The sequence below is a fragment of the Treponema sp. R80B11-R83G3 genome, from assembly GCF_054786115.1.
Genome location: NZ_BDHF01000068.1, coordinates 62,477 through 77,877, shown reverse-complemented (window position 1 = coordinate 77,877; position 15,401 = coordinate 62,477). Strand labels below are relative to the sequence as shown.

Annotated in this window: 12 protein-coding genes; 6 read left to right on the top strand and 6 right to left on the bottom strand. The window is 44.4% G+C overall.

Annotated elements, in window-relative coordinates:
• Window positions 1-298: 298 nt before the first annotated feature.
• Window positions 299-1,117, bottom strand: a complete 819-nt coding sequence (locus ACYVRH_RS09500) for a TatD family hydrolase (RefSeq protein WP_461256676.1) — start codon at window positions 1,115-1,117, stop codon at window positions 299-301.
• Window position 1,118: 1 nt separating this feature from the next.
• Entirely contained in the window at window positions 1,119-2,462 is a 1,344-nt protein-coding gene (mgtE, locus tag ACYVRH_RS09495) for a magnesium transporter (RefSeq protein WP_461256675.1), read from the bottom strand.
• A gap of 290 nt (window positions 2,463-2,752) precedes the next feature.
• Between mgtE and asnS the strand changes: the two genes are divergently transcribed.
• From asnS to ACYVRH_RS09475, 4 genes are all read left to right on the top strand, one after another.
• On the top strand, window positions 2,753-4,207 hold the full coding sequence (asnS, locus tag ACYVRH_RS09490) for an asparagine--tRNA ligase (protein ID WP_461256674.1): 1,455 nt from the start codon (window positions 2,753-2,755) through the stop codon (window positions 4,205-4,207).
• Window positions 4,208-4,385: 178 nt separating this feature from the next.
• A complete protein-coding gene (locus tag ACYVRH_RS09485) occupies window positions 4,386-5,609 on the top strand; it encodes a D-alanyl-D-alanine carboxypeptidase family protein (protein ID WP_461256673.1) in 1,224 nt (407 codons plus the stop codon).
• 85 nt (window positions 5,610-5,694) lie between these two features.
• Window positions 5,695-6,927, top strand: a complete 1,233-nt coding sequence (locus tag ACYVRH_RS09480; RefSeq protein WP_461256672.1) for an OmpA family protein — start codon at window positions 5,695-5,697, stop codon at window positions 6,925-6,927.
• Between the two features lie 11 nt (window positions 6,928-6,938).
• The gene (locus tag ACYVRH_RS09475) at window positions 6,939-7,922 is read left to right on the top strand and encodes a bile acid:sodium symporter family protein (protein WP_461256671.1); all 984 of its coding nucleotides are present in this window, start codon (window positions 6,939-6,941) and stop codon (window positions 7,920-7,922) included.
• Here ACYVRH_RS09475 and ACYVRH_RS09470 read toward each other — a convergent pair.
• The 3 genes from ACYVRH_RS09470 to ACYVRH_RS09460 all read right to left on the bottom strand — a co-directional run bounded on the left by ACYVRH_RS09470 (window position 7,879) and on the right by ACYVRH_RS09460 (window position 11,314).
• Window positions 7,879-8,781, bottom strand: a complete 903-nt coding sequence (locus ACYVRH_RS09470; RefSeq protein ID WP_461256670.1) for a polymerase — start codon at window positions 8,779-8,781, stop codon at window positions 7,879-7,881. The genes ACYVRH_RS09475 and ACYVRH_RS09470 overlap by 44 nt on opposite strands.
• Window positions 8,782-8,915: 134 nt before the next feature.
• Window positions 8,916-10,247 carry a LysM peptidoglycan-binding domain-containing protein gene (locus ACYVRH_RS09465; RefSeq protein ID WP_461256669.1) on the bottom strand — a complete coding sequence of 444 codons (1,332 nt, stop codon included), beginning with the start codon at window positions 10,245-10,247 and terminating at the stop codon, window positions 8,916-8,918.
• The gene (locus ACYVRH_RS09460; RefSeq protein WP_461256668.1) at window positions 10,244-11,314 is read right to left on the bottom strand and encodes a tetratricopeptide repeat protein; all 1,071 of its coding nucleotides are present in this window, start codon (window positions 11,312-11,314) and stop codon (window positions 10,244-10,246) included. The genes ACYVRH_RS09465 and ACYVRH_RS09460 overlap by 4 nt, the downstream gene beginning before the upstream one ends.
• A gap of 87 nt (window positions 11,315-11,401) precedes the next feature.
• Between ACYVRH_RS09460 and ACYVRH_RS09455 the strand changes: the two genes are divergently transcribed.
• Window positions 11,402-13,120: a tetratricopeptide repeat protein gene (locus ACYVRH_RS09455; RefSeq protein WP_461256667.1), complete on the top strand. Its 1,719-nt coding sequence runs from the start codon at window positions 11,402-11,404 to the stop codon at window positions 13,118-13,120.
• Between the two features lie 74 nt (window positions 13,121-13,194).
• A complete protein-coding gene (locus tag ACYVRH_RS09450) occupies window positions 13,195-14,442 on the top strand; it encodes a vWA domain-containing protein (RefSeq protein ID WP_461256666.1) in 1,248 nt (415 codons plus the stop codon).
• A gap of 112 nt (window positions 14,443-14,554) precedes the next feature.
• Here ACYVRH_RS09450 and cbiQ read toward each other — a convergent pair whose 3' ends face one another.
• Entirely contained in the window at window positions 14,555-15,370 is an 816-nt protein-coding gene (gene cbiQ / locus ACYVRH_RS09445; protein WP_461256665.1) for a cobalt ECF transporter T component CbiQ, read from the bottom strand.
• Window positions 15,371-15,401 lie beyond the last annotated feature (31 nt).

The window sequence follows — 15,401 nt, the reverse complement described above, 5'->3', positions numbered from 1 at the left end:
CGGAGAAGACAAAACCGGCGGCGGTAAACCGCGTTGAAAAGGAAGTTATCAAAAAAACTGGCGTTGCCAGAAAAAGAAATGAAAAAGCGGGCTAAGGATCATTTTGGGGGTTGACTTTTTATAGAAGGACACAAAGAAGGTGTTGTTTCAATTAGCAATGAAAAATGAGCAATGAGCAATTTCGTTGTTTGCGGGCGCAGTCTTTTGGCAAGCCGCTATGCTTGCTAACTTCGCTCATTGTTCATTGCTAATTGCTCATTGATAATTATTGTTCTTCTCGAAAAAATCCAAAGTGTGGTCAGTTGTAAAAAATTCTTCTAAAATTAATCTCAATTAGCGCTTCCAAATCTTTTTCATCAATTTTATTCCCCGCTTCACAGCGAAGATTTGCAGCCGTTTTTAGTATCAAAGGCAAGTCCGCCCATGCGGAATATTTTTCGCCCCTCCTCGGTTGAAAGGGAGCGTCGGTTTCCGTTAGAAGCCTTTCTAGCGGGAGTGAAGAACAGCATTGAATTGCCTGTTTGTGGTTGAGCATAATTGTATTCCCAAATGAAAAATACGCGTTAATACCGTGGCGTAAAAGTGAGCGTGCTTCTTCAAGAGCGCCTGGCCATGAGTGGAAGATAACGGCTTTACACTTTGATAAAATTTTTGCGGCGGCAAAAATCTTGCGCATGGCGCGGCGCAAATGAAGAACAACGGGCAGACTGTAATTAATGGCAGTTTCCAAATGCGCCGCAAACAGAGCGTCCTGCGTCTTTTCAGTTTCCCTAAATGCCGCGTTGTAAAGATCAAAACCAAATTCGCCTAACGCGGCTATTTTGCCCGCCGCCGCGAGATTTTGCAAAACGGTAACGCTGTCGCTTAAATCCGTTTCCGTAAACGAATTGCCTTCTTTTTTCTTTACGGCGGGCAGTTGGGGGTGAACGCCGAAGCAGAGTAACAGCGGCGCGGCGTTTTCTGCGGCGGCGTTATGCGCTATTGCTTCGTTATGCGTAAATTCTTCCATGTTGTAAGAACTTGCCGCCGCATAAACTCCTAAACGGCGGCGTTCCTGTTCCATTCGCGGGAAAAGGGGGGAAAGGTCGAAGGGGTGGCAATGGGCGTCCGTCAGCAAATTACAAACCAAGAATCGCTTTGGCGAATAAAAAGTAAATTATAAGCGATACTGCGTCTACAATAGTGGTAATCAGCGGGGCAGCCATGACGGCAGGGTCTATTTTTAAGCATTTTGCCACTAAGGGCAGAACGCATCCTACGGTTTTTGCTATAAGAATCGTGCAGCACACGGACAGGGTAACCGTGACGCATAACATAAGATTTTGCCCGTTCATTATATATATGCGTACAAAATTGACAGTCCCAAGGGCCAGTCCGCATATCAACCCTACGCGCACTTCCTTCCATATAACGCGGATAATGTCTCTGGGGCTGATTTCACCTATCGCCATACCTCGGATGATAAGAGTTGAAGACTGGGAACCCGCGTTGCCTCCCGTATCCATGAGCATCGGAATAAACGCGACAAGGATTGGCAGAGCCGCGAGGCCGTTTTCAAAATTGGAAATAATTATGCCGGTTATGGTCGCGGAAAGCATCAGCACTAAAAGCCAGATAATGCGGTTTCTCGCAAGGCGGAAAACTCCGGTTTTTAAATACGGATCGTCAGACGGGGCAAGGGCGTTCATCTTTTCGATGTCTTCCGTGCTTTCCTCTACGATAACGTCTACAATGTCGTCTACCGTTATAATACCTACCAGCCTCTGCTCCTTGTCAACCACGGGCATCGCCAAAAGCGAGTATTTTTTAAATTGTTCAGCAATGGCTTCTTGATCATCGGTTGTATGAGCAAAAACAAGATTGGTGTCCATTATATCGCCGATACGCTCCTGCGGTTTGGCAAGCATAAGCGTTTTGGCGGAAATGGCGCCTACAAGAAGGCGGTCCCTTCGTATCACATAACAGTTGTAAATTGTTTCTTTATTAAGGCCGGTGCTGCGAATAGTGTCAAAAGCCTCGCGCACTGTCGCGTCTTCGCGAAGATCGACATATTCCGTGGTCATAATGCTTCCGGCGGAATCATCGGGGTATTGTAAAATGTGGTTGATTAATTTACGTTTTTCTGGTTGTACGTTTTTTAGCACGCGGTTAACGACATTGGCGGGCATTTCCTCGATAAAGTCTACCGCGTCGTCCACAAAAAGTTTGTTCATGATTTCGCCGATTTCCGCATCGGTAAGGGCCTCGACAAGAATCTGCTGATGGTCGCTGTCCATGTAGGCAAATACGTCCGACGCGATTGCTTTGGGCAGGATTCTGAACAAATGAGTTATTTTTTCCCTGTCCAACTCGTCAAAAATCTCGGCAATATCAACCGTATTTATGTCGGAGAGCAGAGGTTTCAGTTTTAAAATGTCAATGGAACCGGTTTTAATTAACTCTAAAATTTCTTCTTTATTCATAATGGCATCCTTTTAAAAATATTAGGACACCGGACAGAAAGCGTCCTGCTTTATTTTTTTTCAATAATGACATTTTAGTAAAATATCAATTTTTGTCAATAGTTTTTTTAGGGAGTGGGGAGTGGGGAGTAGGGAGGCGGAGAGTAAAACAACAAAGCAGTGAGTGAGCAGAAAGTGAAGTTAGAAAGCATAACGTGTTATCAACACGCAAAGATTGCGAACCAAGCTCCCCACTCCTCACTCCCCATAAAGTACTAGTCAATATCTACAAGTCTCTATATAATACCCTTATGCTGCCAACACTTATTAAATATATCCTTGCGCAGACGCCGCAGTCTCAGGAGATGGAGATTTCGGGGTGGGTCAGGACTAAGAGGGACATGAAGACACTTGTCTTTGTGGAAGTGAACGACGGTTCCTGCTTTGCGGGTATTCAATGCACGTTTGACAGGGGGGCGGGAATTGATGAGAAGACGGAAGCCGCCCTTGCCTCTCTTTCTACCGGCGCTTCCGTTAAAATTAGCGGAAAGTTAATACCTTCTCCAGCTTCAGGGCAGGCAGTGGAAATTGCCGCCGTGTCTTTGCGTGTTTTGGGGGACGCTCCGGCTGAAACTTCCGGTAACATTCAGGCTTATCCGCTTCAAAAAAAGCGGCACTCGCTTGAATTTCTTCGCGAGATTGCGCACCTTCGCCCGCGTACCAATACCTTCGGAGCGGTAGCGCGTCTTAGAAGCCGGTTGGCGTTCGCAATTCACAGGTATTTTCAGGAGAGGGATTTTCATTACCTGCACACGCCGATTATCACGGCGGGAGATTGCGAAGGCGCGGGAGCGATGTTTCAGGTAACGACGCTTGATCTTGAAGCGATAGCAAAACAATCGGCGGAAAAAGCGGATAACGGACGCGCTGGGACGATAGATTACTCTAAAGATTTTTTTGGAAAAAAAACATTTTTAACGGTATCAGGCCAGCTTGAGGGGGAAACCTACGCTACAGCCGTCTCCCGTATTTATACTTTTGGCCCCACTTTCCGCGCGGAAAATTCCAATACCGTCCGCCACCTTGCCGAATTCTGGATGGTGGAACCGGAGATTGCTTTTGCGGAATTAAAAGACGATATGGCGTTAGCTGAAGATTTTTTAAAGTTTGTTTTTAACGCCGCCCTGAACGAATGTTCCGATGAGCTTGCTTTTTTTGACGCCCATATAGAAAAGGGAATAATCGAAAATCTGCGGCAGGTCGCAGGCGCGAAATTTTCGCATATAACCTATACGGACGCGGTTAAGGAATTGGAAAAAGCGGCCGCCTCAAGAGATGATCTTTTTGAATTTAAGCCAAGTTGGGGCTGTGATTTGCAAAGTGAGCATGAAAGGTTCTTAACTGAAAAAATCGCCTGCGGTCCTGTGATTGTTACTGATTATCCAAAAGAGATAAAAGCTTTTTATATGAAGTTAAATGAAGACGGCAAAACGGTGCGCGCCATGGACGTTCTTGTCCCGCGATTAGGTGAAATTATCGGCGGCTCCCAGCGAGAGGACAATCTTGAAAAACTTGTCAGCCGTATGGACGAACTTGGTTTAAAACAAGAAGATTATCACTGGTATCTTGACCTTCGCCGTTACGGTTCCGTGCCTCATTCGGGTTTTGGCCTTGGCTTTGAACGCCTTATTCAGTATGTTTCAGGCATGGCGAATATCCGCGATGTTATTCCCTATCCTCGTGCCGTAGGTCAGGCAGAATTTTAATCTTGAAATTTTTTACCACGAACCCGCTAAATAAACGCACGGCGTAGCCGTGTAGAGCATAAATGCCGCACAGCGTAGCACCAATAAATGCCGCTGTCCGAAATAAAAGCAAGGTTACCTTTAGGTGACCGACAGTGCGCACGAACAGGTGCGTAAGATTGTAACTAGAGAGAATAGCGTGAAAAGAATACTTTTTAATTTTTTATTTGTTTTCTGTCTGCCTCTGTATTTAGAGGCGCAAATTTATCAGGCGCAGCCGGCGTTAATACCTATAATTGAAACCGCGCCGGAAATTATTTCGCGGGCGGCGGTATTGATTGACGCGCATACGGGTACGATAGTTTATTCAAAAAATCCTGACGAAGAAATTCCTCCGGCTTCGCTTACAAAATTAATGACAATGCATCTTGTTATGAAAGAGATAGAGGAGGGCAGGGCTTCTTATGATGAAATAATTCCCGTAACGGTTGAAAGTTGGGCGCAGAACCAGCCATATCGTTCAAGTTTGATGTTTTTGGAGCCGGGACAAATTGTTACATTGCGGGAAATATTACTCGGTCTTGCGGTTGTTTCGGGTAACGACGCGGCAATCGCGGCGGCATTGCGCCTTGCGCCAACTGTGAATGAATTTGCCGGTAAAATGACAACCGAAGCGCGGCGTATGGGGTTAAAAGTTACGCGATTTGTTGAATCGTCAGGCATTTCTGAAGACAATATGACAACCGCCGCCGAATTTGCCTCCTTTTGCCGTCAGTATCTGATAATGCATCCGCAAAGCCTTGTTGATTTTCATTCCGTCCCTGAATTTGCGTATCCAATGGCGGATAACGTGCGGGAAAAAAACCGGAGTAATCCGCGCACAATAACGCAGGAAAACCGCAATACGCTGTTAAAAGTTTTTCCCGGCGTTGACGGTTTTAAAACGGGATTTATTGAAGAATCAGGTTACAATATCGCCCTTACCGCGCAGAGAAACAATACGCGCTTCATACTTGTCATTCTTGGCGCTCCAAACAATCGAGGCGGCATGGGTATTCGTGATAAAGACGGAATAGGCCTTCTTACATGGGCGTTTGAAAATTTTAAAACAGTCCGCCTGAAAGACATAAAAATAGGAAACGCCAAATTATGGAAAGGCAAGGCGAACACGGTGGAACTCGCCCTTGCAAACTCGGCGGACTTTACCTCTCCAATTAACCGCGCAAATAATCTTCAATACGCGGTTGCAATCGACAAAAAGCTAACCGCCCCGCTCCCCGCCGGCTCTCATGTTGGGTACTTCATAATCTCAGACGAAGAAGGCGAACTAAACAGAGTGCGGTTAATAACCGCCGTTGAAGCGAAAAAGGGAAACATATTTAAGAGATTGTGGCACTCAATTTTACTTTTGTTTGTAAACTAATCGTAAAGCTTACGATTATCTTCAAATAAAAAATTCCCACTCCCCCTCAGTAGAAAAACTGTAATAAAAGATGTATAATTAATATATGGCAAAAATAAAACTAATATCCGTTTTTATGTTTCTTCTAATAAGTGTTTTTAATCCTTTTAGCGTACAATGCGAAATTTTTGAATATAAACACATACAGGGCGCGCGGTACAGAATACTCTCCGTTGTTGATGAGGCTGTTTTTATTAACGGGATTTTAAGCCATCGCGCTGAAATACTCAACCGTATCGCCGTGGAAGTAACCGGAGTAAAGGAAGGGAAGGGCGAGCATAAGGCGGTTTTTCAAACTTCGGAGAGGCTTGTTTACAGTTCGGGCGGCAAGGCGCAGGCGGAGTCGGGGTTTGCATGGACTAGGGAATATGAGTCGGTTTTTGAACGGGATAAACTTGGATACCTTACGATAGATCCAAAGTATTATATGCCGGTTGTGCGTAACGTGCCTGTATTTCCTGACAGAGAATTAAATGTAATGGACAAGTGGAGAGCGGAAGGGTACGAGATACACGATTTTAGGGACTCGTTTGAAATACAGGAGCCGTACAAAATACCGTTTACCGCGAATTATGCCTATGTCGGACAGCGGGAATGGAAGGGGAAAAGTTATCCGGCTTTTTCAATAAGTTATAAAATAGCTTCAAGGCCGCCTGCCGTTAGGGGACGTATTTATCCCGTGCGCATAATGGGCGATTTTGACCAAATTGTTTACTGGGATCATTCGCTTGGGCAGGAAATTGCTTATGAGGAAAGTTTTCGCATAACGTTTGAAATGTCAGATAAAAGAAAGATTGAATATCGCGGAACGGCGCAGGCTGAGTTTATCGAGTCGGAGGAAATGAACAAAGAAAAGCTTGTAGAGGAAATTGAAAAAGAAATAGACCGCCTTAAAATACAAGATGTTGTCGTTCGCGCCGTTGACGGCGGTATTTCGTTAACCATTGAAAATATCCAGTTTTACGCCGATTCGGCTAAGATGCTTCCCGGCGAACAGCAAAAACTTGACAGAATCGCCGCGATTTTAAAACGCTATCCCGACAGGGATATTGTCATTAGCGGGCATACAGCTTTAGCGAGAGGAACAAGAGAGGAGCATCTTGAGCTTTCTCAGGATAGGGCAGGGGCGGTTGCGGATTATTTTCTAGCGAATAAAGTCCGTACCGCTGACCGCATGGTGATTCGCGGGTACGGCGCGGATAAGCCGATTGCGGATAACAAAACCGAAGAAGGTATGCGTAAAAACAGAAGAGTGGAAATTACCATTCTGGAAAATTAGCGGATTTTTTTATGCCGTCTTCACAGGGAATTAACGGATTCCTTTTTAAACTAAACAACGCCATGGACCGCTTTATTCCCGTTATAACTCCGCTGTCCGTAGCGTTTGGTTTATTTCTGCCGAATGTTTTTTTGCCTCTTCGTCCCCATGTTATTTTACTGTTCAGCATTATGACTTTTTCAGGCTCTCTAAAACTGACCGCCGTTGAATTGGGAATCGCGGTTAAAAGCCCCGCTCCTATTTTGATTTTCTTTTTTTCAAGCCACATATTGATGCCGTTAGCCGCTCTTTTTTCGTCTTCAGTTTTTTTCAATAATCCCGACGTGGTAGCCGGTTTTATCCTTCTTTTTACCGGCCCCACCGCCGTTTCCGGCTTTATCTGGGCGGCGATTTTTAACGGAGATAAAGCGTTAGGACTCTCCCTAATACTCCTTGACACTTTGCTTGCCCCGCTTATAGTTCCTGTGACTCTTTCAGTTTTTTTAGGGGCAAAAATCGCGATGGACATGAGCGGTATCGCTATCTCGCTTATTTTTATGGTTGTGGTTCCCACGATAATAGGAGTCGCGTTAAACGAAACAAGCAAAGGCGCGATACCGCAAAAAATATGCCCGTATCTTGATCCGCTTGCCAAATGCTGCCTGATGCTTGTTATCGCGGCTAATTCGGCGGCTATAGCCAATGTTATACGATTTAACGATCCTCTTGTTTGGGGCGTTACTCTGTTGTGCGTTGTTTTAACAATAGCGGGGTTTCTGCTCGCAAGGCTTAACGGTATCGCGGCGCGGTGTAATTATGAAAAAAGTACCGCTCTGGTTATCGCCGGCGGATTAAAAAATAACAGCGCTGTTATGACAATCGCCGTAACATTTTTCCCCCAAGCGGCAGTTCTGCCCACATTGATGAGCATTATCTTGCAGCAGACAATAGCCGCTACAGTAGGCAAATTTATTATTCGCCGAATTCATAACTCAAAACAGATTCGTCAAGAATAAAAACAACTTTACCCTGCGACAAAAGACTGCGGTTTTCTTCGGAAGAAATAATTACAAGCGCGTCGCTTCTTTCGATTATAAGGTCAGTGGGCTTAATTCCGAATACGCCGCGAGCGAATATGCGCAAGGGCCTGTCCCCTACAATTTCACGTAACTCATCGGATAAACCTGAAGGGTTGTTTTGAAAAATATTTTTCGCCGTGGAATACCGTACCATTGAAACGCCCTGTGACTGAACTGCGCCTTGCGCTTGAGGTTCAAGCATATAGCGTTCATAGATAAGGTTCATTTCACTGTCCCAGATTTTTGGAAACAGGCATGGGACGGGCATGGCGGTTTTTTTAAACCCGAAAACAGGGAGTTCGTCTAGGGCGATAATTATTATCCCCGTGTACCGCGCCGTAGAAATAGGGGTTAATGTTCTTAAAACGGGGGAAGTTCGGCTATGACGTAAAAGTGAGGCGCTGATGTTTGAGATGGGAATTTTTACGGACGTGGTAATATTTTTCATGTCCCGTGAAAGAGCAGGCGCGACTAAATTTGCCCCGTTGGCGATTGCCTCTATTTGCGCAAGGTTTAACTCCCCGCGGTCCACAAGGTCAGCCATTGTAGAGGAAGAATCAACCTGTAGACCCAAAAGGCACGGTTGTATCAGGCTTAAATAACTTGAGTTTAAAAGAGATTCCCCATCGGTTCTCCCCGCAGGAAGTTTTATCCCCGCTTCGGCGAGGTTCAGGGAAACAACCGCGTTAATCCGTAAAGTGTCCCACTCTACAGCGCCGGAAATGCCTGTTTTTGCCTGTCCAAACACGCAAATAACAGGGAAAAAAATCAAGGTCAATATTATCAATTTTTTCATAACTATTAATGTTTTTCAGAAACTTCAGTTTCTGAAAAACTTCCTTATAGAATGGCAGTTTTGCAGTCCGACCACTTTCAAGTGGTCAGACGAAAAACTGCAAGAATAGGTCGGGAACCAACCGGGTTCCCGACCTATTCTATTATCGGCACTCTAATGGTTCTTCCTTCGTGCAGAATATCATTTAACTTTAGCCCGTTTGCCTCCGCCAGCGCCTGCGGATCGACTCCGTATTTTCTGCTCAAAGACCAGAAAGTCTCGCCCTTTTGCACCACATGGGTTCCCGGCAAATTGGACGGTACTGTTACAGGCGTACTTTTTGGCGGGGGCGTGTTTCCAAACGCCGGAATAACGATTGTTTCCCCGATTTTTAATAAACGGTTGGAAATACCGGGGTTGTGCTGCTCTATAATATGGACCGATGTGCCGTAATATCTTGACATTGACCATATTGTGTCCCCTTGGCGGACTATATGGTAATGGTAACGGAGCAGTTGCAAATCTTCGCTTTCAAGAGCATCCGTTATTTTTTCAAGATAAGCCGTAGGGACTTTTAACCTGTAATCGCTTTCTGCGGGGCTTATCCCGTAAAGCAGTTCCGCGTTAAGACTGCGCAACAGTTCTTTGGAAACGCCTGTTTCGTTTGCGAGAATATCGATGGAAATTTGGCGTTTAAGCGTGATGGCCGTCCAATCGACTTTTTCATGCCAGACATTTATGCCGTATTTTCTTGGCTGTGAAATAATATAGTTTGCCGCGATTAATTTTGGCACATAGTGCAGGGTTTCCTTTTTTAAATCGCCATTATTAATAAGTTCCCAATAATCGTGCCTGCCTGTTTTTTTTACAACTTTGTTAATTGCCCCAAGCCCGCTGTTATATGCCGCAAGCGCGAGTTCCCAACTGCCCAGCGTTCTGTAATTTTCATCAAGTTTTTGCAGGGCGGCTATTGTTGATTTTTCAAAATCACGCCGCTCATCAATAAAGTCCGTAACCCTTATTTTGTACGGAGAGATGCTGTTCAGCATAAATTGCCAAAGACCCATCGCGCCCGATTTGCTTCTTGCCGTTATTATGAAACCGGATTCAACAACGGGGAGATAAGCCAGTTCCGGCGGCATATTACGCCGGGCGACTTCTTCCTTGATAAACGGCAGATATAGGCTCCCTCTGCCCAGAACCGCGTTGAGAGTGTTGATACCGTGCGGGCTTGAATACTGCTCTATGTAACGCTGAGTCAGGGGCTGTTCAAGAGCGGTGTCCGTAATTAGCGAGTTTTCGGCGGGCGTAAAAACATACGAGGAGGCGGCTGAGGGGAACGGCAGTGTCGGATCGGGAAGTTTGCCGCGCATAGGCCTTTCTTCCGTCTGCGCCCATGCTAAATTTACCGTACAGAACAAAAAAATAAGGAATTTTCCCCCACTGCGTTTTCGCGCTTGCGGGTGAAATACCTTGAATATGCTCAAAATTTTTCTCCGTAGTAAATCCCAGCCCATTCCCATCTTCCGTGAATTTCCGGGTCTTGGGGGAAATAAATTTTTCTGAAGTACAGATACCATGTATTAAGCGACAATGACCAGCCGCTTGTTCTTAAAAACGCTTCTTTTGAATTTGATGACGCGTCCAAAGTGGAGTTATATTTAATATGGTTGCCGGACATAAATTGGGCAAGATTAAATCTGTTTAAGCCAATATCGTCGGTTTCCACCTGCTCCCATGAACGGGCAAAAAAATTCACCTTTGTTTGATATTTCATAAGCGTATAGGCGCTGCCGTCATCCAGGGCATTTTCAACCGCGTTTCTTAGCGCGCTAAGGCTTTCAAATGTCCAGTCTTTCTGTGATCTGCTAAAATCAACCTGGTTTTTCGCGTATTGATCGGCCTGTGGGAAACCCGGTATTATTGTTCCCGTGTACGGCAGATAATTTGTATATGCGGTAATTGCGCCGTTCCAGTCTCCGGCGCGTTCGCACGCCTGCCCAAGCATGAAATATGTGGTTCCCGGATCGATTTTATCGGCAAATCTGGAAATTAACTCGTTGTAATACCAAACTTGATGTTTCGGGTTATCGGTCTCATTGATAAGATGACGCAGGCAAACAAGGTGGATAGATTCGTCATTAATGATAAGGTCGGGATAATTTTTTAAGATCAAATCAAAATAAAGGGCGGCTATCGGCTCCGATTCCCGCTGGATATACGCGTATGCGACCATTAGGAAATAATAGCCGTTGTAAGGGTCAGCCGGATTATTGATGGTTTTTGCGCTTAAAAAATGGATAACTCTTTCATAATCTTTTAACCTCGCGAAACTTGCGGCAATTTCCCTTGTTACCGCAAATTCGCCGTCACTGCCTGGTTTTTCCGTTTTTAATAAATTGAAAAGTTCCGTAATATTTTTCTTGTCTTCATTTGAGCCTGTAATGTAATACGAATTAATGCCGGAAGGCTGTGAATTGCATGATATTGTTATAAAAACCGATAATATAAATGAGAAACGCGTGAAAAAATCTAAAATTTTTCTAATATCCATTGTTAATAATACTATCATTGTGTTAATATTTTGTATATGTGATATATCCTTTTCTGTGGGGAAATTTTTTGTTTTGGATAATTAATAGTGGTTTTAAAAATTTGGAATCGCATTTTTATAGTATTTTTTTTCGCGCTTGTCGTTCTTTCATGTAAATCAGAACCCCGGAAGCCGCAATCTGTCGAGCAAAAAACGGAAAATAAAAAACATCAACCTGATACCGTCGTACAGCCTTCCGGCAGTCTTTCGGAGGAAATACGCAATTTGACAGAAACAGGAATATTGTCATCCATGCTGCAAGCGTTGGACTTGATCCGCAGTAGGGAATTAGGCGGCTCTGAATTTGGCCGTACAATGGCCGGCATTAATATAATATTGATCAAGCTGATTTATCCCGATTCACCGACAAGGCTTCCCGTCATCGATCTTCCGCAAACATCCAATTATACCAAGATTATCAGGGAGGCTGAAAAAGGCGTTTATGTGCAGCCTGCATCAACCTCGACAGATTTTTTTGAGCATATTTTGCCCTTTTTAGCTGTGAATGATCAAACAGAAGCGGGCGTTCTTGCGGATATTTTAAAGGATGTTGAGAAGGCGCAAACGCTAAAACCCAATTCCGTTCTGCCGCCTCTGTTTCAAGGGTTTATATATGAGCGAACGCAACGGTACAGTCAGGCGGAAAGCTCTTTCAGACAGGCGTACCAAATCTCCAACGAATGTTACCCCGCAAGGATAGGCATCGCCCGCGCAAGAAGGATTGCCGGTTTTCCGCAGGAAGCGATAGATATTTTATCTGAGTTGATTATCCGTTATCCAGACAGCGTTCAAATTAAAAGAGAACGCGTTATTTGTTATTATAGAAACCATGACTTCTCTCGGGCGCTGCCCGCCGCAGACGAGATTCTGCAAATGGATCCAAAAGACGGAGAAATCCTGTTGATTAAAGCCTCCATCCTTCTTGAACAGGGGCAGTATTCGCAGTCAAACGCTTCATTGGACAATTACGCCCCTATTAATCCAAACAATAGAACGTATCTTTTTTTACGAGCCAGAGTACAAGCTGAAGGAAACCGCAACCGCGATTCGGCGTTGAACTACCTCCGCTCAATTTTGCGTACTTCTCCCGATGATACGGAAACCCTTATTTATGCCGCCGGTTTGCTCATGGACTCACAGCGCCCGGCGGATCAAAGCGAGGGCAGGGAAATGCTTGAGCGCCTCAGGCGGATAAACGGCTCTTCCATAGAAGTGCTAAGCCTAAGCCTTAGGGATGCCATTCAGCGCGAACAGTGGCAGGAGGCGCAGGGATATTTGAACCGTGTTCTTGCCGTCCGCAGAACGGTTCAGGACCTTACGGACGCGTTTAATGTGGAACACGGGCTGGGAAATAACGCAAGGGCGCTTACCTACGCCCGTGAATTGTTCGAGCGCGATAATTCCAATCATGAGTATGCCGCGATTTATATTTCCGCCTTAATTAATTCAGGCAGAAGGGACGAAGCGGCGCGATTGCTGGAAAGCCGTATTAATTCGGCAAGCACAAGTCAGATTAAGAGCCGTTACTATTATCTGCGAAGCCGTTTGCAGTCAAATCAGGACAACGCCCTTGGCGATTTGCGCTCCAGTCTTTTTGAAGACCCCAGAAATCTGGATGCCATTATCGCCATGTTTCAGATTTATAACGACCGCAGAGAAGAACGCAGAGCCGTCTACTACCTAAAACAAGGTCTTGCCATATCTCCCGATCATCCTGTTTTAAAGCGTTACGAAAAAGAATACGCCTCTCTGTTAGGCAGGAATTAATTCTAGAAGATTTCACGCAAAGGAATGATAAAATTTTACTAGTATTTTTATTTAAATTGTGATATATTTATCTTATGAAAAGAATATTTTTATTTTTTATCACAATGTTGGTCTTTTTAATCGCTTCCTGCAATTCTGATTTTTTTATCAAAGGGGACTTTCCTGATGATTGGAATAATGACGCTAAGCCTTCTCCCGTAATACCGCCGGCCGGTGAAAAAGCAGGCAGTGGAGAAGGCGGAATGACTGATCCCAACCAGCCGCTTAACTACGGCGAATGGAGCGATATTAAATATTACGATTTTTATAAAGATCTTTTTTCCAATAACGGTTATGCCGATTATATCAAGTATTTTGGCTTTGAAACCCGCTATATGGTTACTGTTAATGTAATTTCAGGCGGAAATCCCGTGAACGATGCTCTGGTAGAGCTTTATCATTACGATCCCGACGAATCCGACGAAAAATTAGTTTTATTATCCGCCAAAACCAACGTTAAAGGAAACGCGTATTTATTTCCTTCTAAAAATGTACCGAGAGAAAATATAACCATTAAAGTAGGCGGTGAGGAAAAAGATTTAACGTACAATGGTGATACTATTCAGATAACGCTTGATGATAACGCGCAGGAAATCTCAATTTTGGATTTAATGTTTGTTATTGATACGACAAGTTCAATGGGCGATGAACTGCGTTATTTGAAAACGGAATATTCAAATATTATAGACTCAATTAAAACCGGCAATCCTAGTTATAAAGTCAATTTGGCGTTGCTTTTTTATCGCGATACGGGCGACGAATACATTACGCGATATTTTGGTTTCACCGAAAATAATAAAGAAAATGAAAATGATGAAGACATTACGCAACATATTGATTTCACCGAAGATGTCAGTCAACAGCAGAGGAATATTGATAAGCAATCCACAGGCGGCGGCGGCGATTTTCCCGAAGCCGCTGACAGGGCGCTTAAGGAAGCGGTTGACAAAAAATGGAGCGATAACGCAACGCGGATTATTTTCCATGTTTGCGACGCGCCGCCTCATTCAGATCAAATAAGCCAATCCACATACTACAAGGCGGTAAAAACCGCCGCCCAAAAAGGCATCCGTATAATTCCAATCGCCTCCAATGGAATAAATATCGCTACAGAGTATTTGCTAAGGCAGGAAGCCATTATGACAGGCGGAACCTATATTTTTCTTACCGATTATAGCGGTAAAGACGAAAGTGATTTATGGCATACAGCCGGCGCATTCACCGAGGAACATCTAAATGACTGCATAACGCGCGTCGTAAACGAATATTTAACCGTGAATTAAAACAGAGCCGGTTTCCGCCATTAAGAAGCATAAATAGTTTCAAGTCCGCAGCCTTGCATTAATTCTTTGGCTTTTGTCTTATCAGGGCATATGACTGTTACATTGCGGAGTTTTAGCATTGTACAAACCTTCCCAAAATTACGGCAAAAAAAGAATTTACGTCAACAAGACGGAAAGTTGCGCATAACAGACAGACTGTAAACAGGAAAATAAAATCATTAATGGACGGCTTTTTATTTTGCGGAGTGTTTTGAAAGGCGTAGTCCGACGCGTATCCCCGGCATTTCATGGCGTCGTATACCCGCTCGGCGCGGTCAAAACTGCGGATAAGCAGAATACCGGTAAAACTGCCCATATCCCTCATTTTAATTCCTTTTGTGTTAGGGCTTCTTAATGAATACGCAAGCCATGCGGAATAAGCCTCGTTCAGCAATACGCCGGTGTAGCGGTAGGTAAGCTCAAACATGACAATAAAAATTTTTGGAAGGCGTAAGCGCCGCAGTTCATTTGTCAAAGCGGAAAGCGGCGTTACCGATACGAGTATTAAGACCGCCATAACGCACAACCATGTTCTGAACAATATGACGGCAAACGAAACAACGCCCCAACTTAACATAATGCCCCCAACCGCGAATGCGGTGCTTCTGTCAAAAATTAAATTGCTTATTCCCACAAAAAGGCAAAACGGCAGGGCGGCAAGAAACCGCTTATTTAACATTGAATACGGCGTTTGTGAAAGAGCCATAAGAATTGCCGGGTAAAAAACAAAAGGGATTAACCTCCCAAAAGCAAACCTGTTAAATGAAACAACCGTTATGATAAAAACCATCGCTGCCAACAATTTAACAAGCGGGTTCAACCTATGAACACAGCTATTACCAGCCGCTAATTGTTCAAGCGCGTATAATTCATAAATTTTGTTTCTCACGCTAATATTATACAAATAATCTTCAATCAAT

Coding starts and splice junctions, on each gene's coding strand:
- mgtE (WP_461256675.1), bottom strand. CDS start 2,462: ATGAATAAAGAAGAAATTTTAGAGTTAATTAAAACCGGTTCCATTGAC.
- ACYVRH_RS09470 (WP_461256670.1), bottom strand. CDS start 8,781: ATGAAAAAATTGATAATATTGACCTTGATTTTTTTCCCTGTTATTTGC.
- ACYVRH_RS09475 (WP_461256671.1), top strand. CDS start 6,939: ATGCCGTCTTCACAGGGAATTAACGGATTCCTTTTTAAACTAAACAAC.
- ACYVRH_RS09480 (WP_461256672.1), top strand. CDS start 5,695: ATGGCAAAAATAAAACTAATATCCGTTTTTATGTTTCTTCTAATAAGT.
- ACYVRH_RS09450 (WP_461256666.1), top strand. CDS start 13,195: ATGAAAAGAATATTTTTATTTTTTATCACAATGTTGGTCTTTTTAATC.
- asnS (WP_461256674.1), top strand. CDS start 2,753: ATGCTGCCAACACTTATTAAATATATCCTTGCGCAGACGCCGCAGTCT.
- ACYVRH_RS09460 (WP_461256668.1), bottom strand. CDS start 11,314: ATGGATATTAGAAAAATTTTAGATTTTTTCACGCGTTTCTCATTTATA.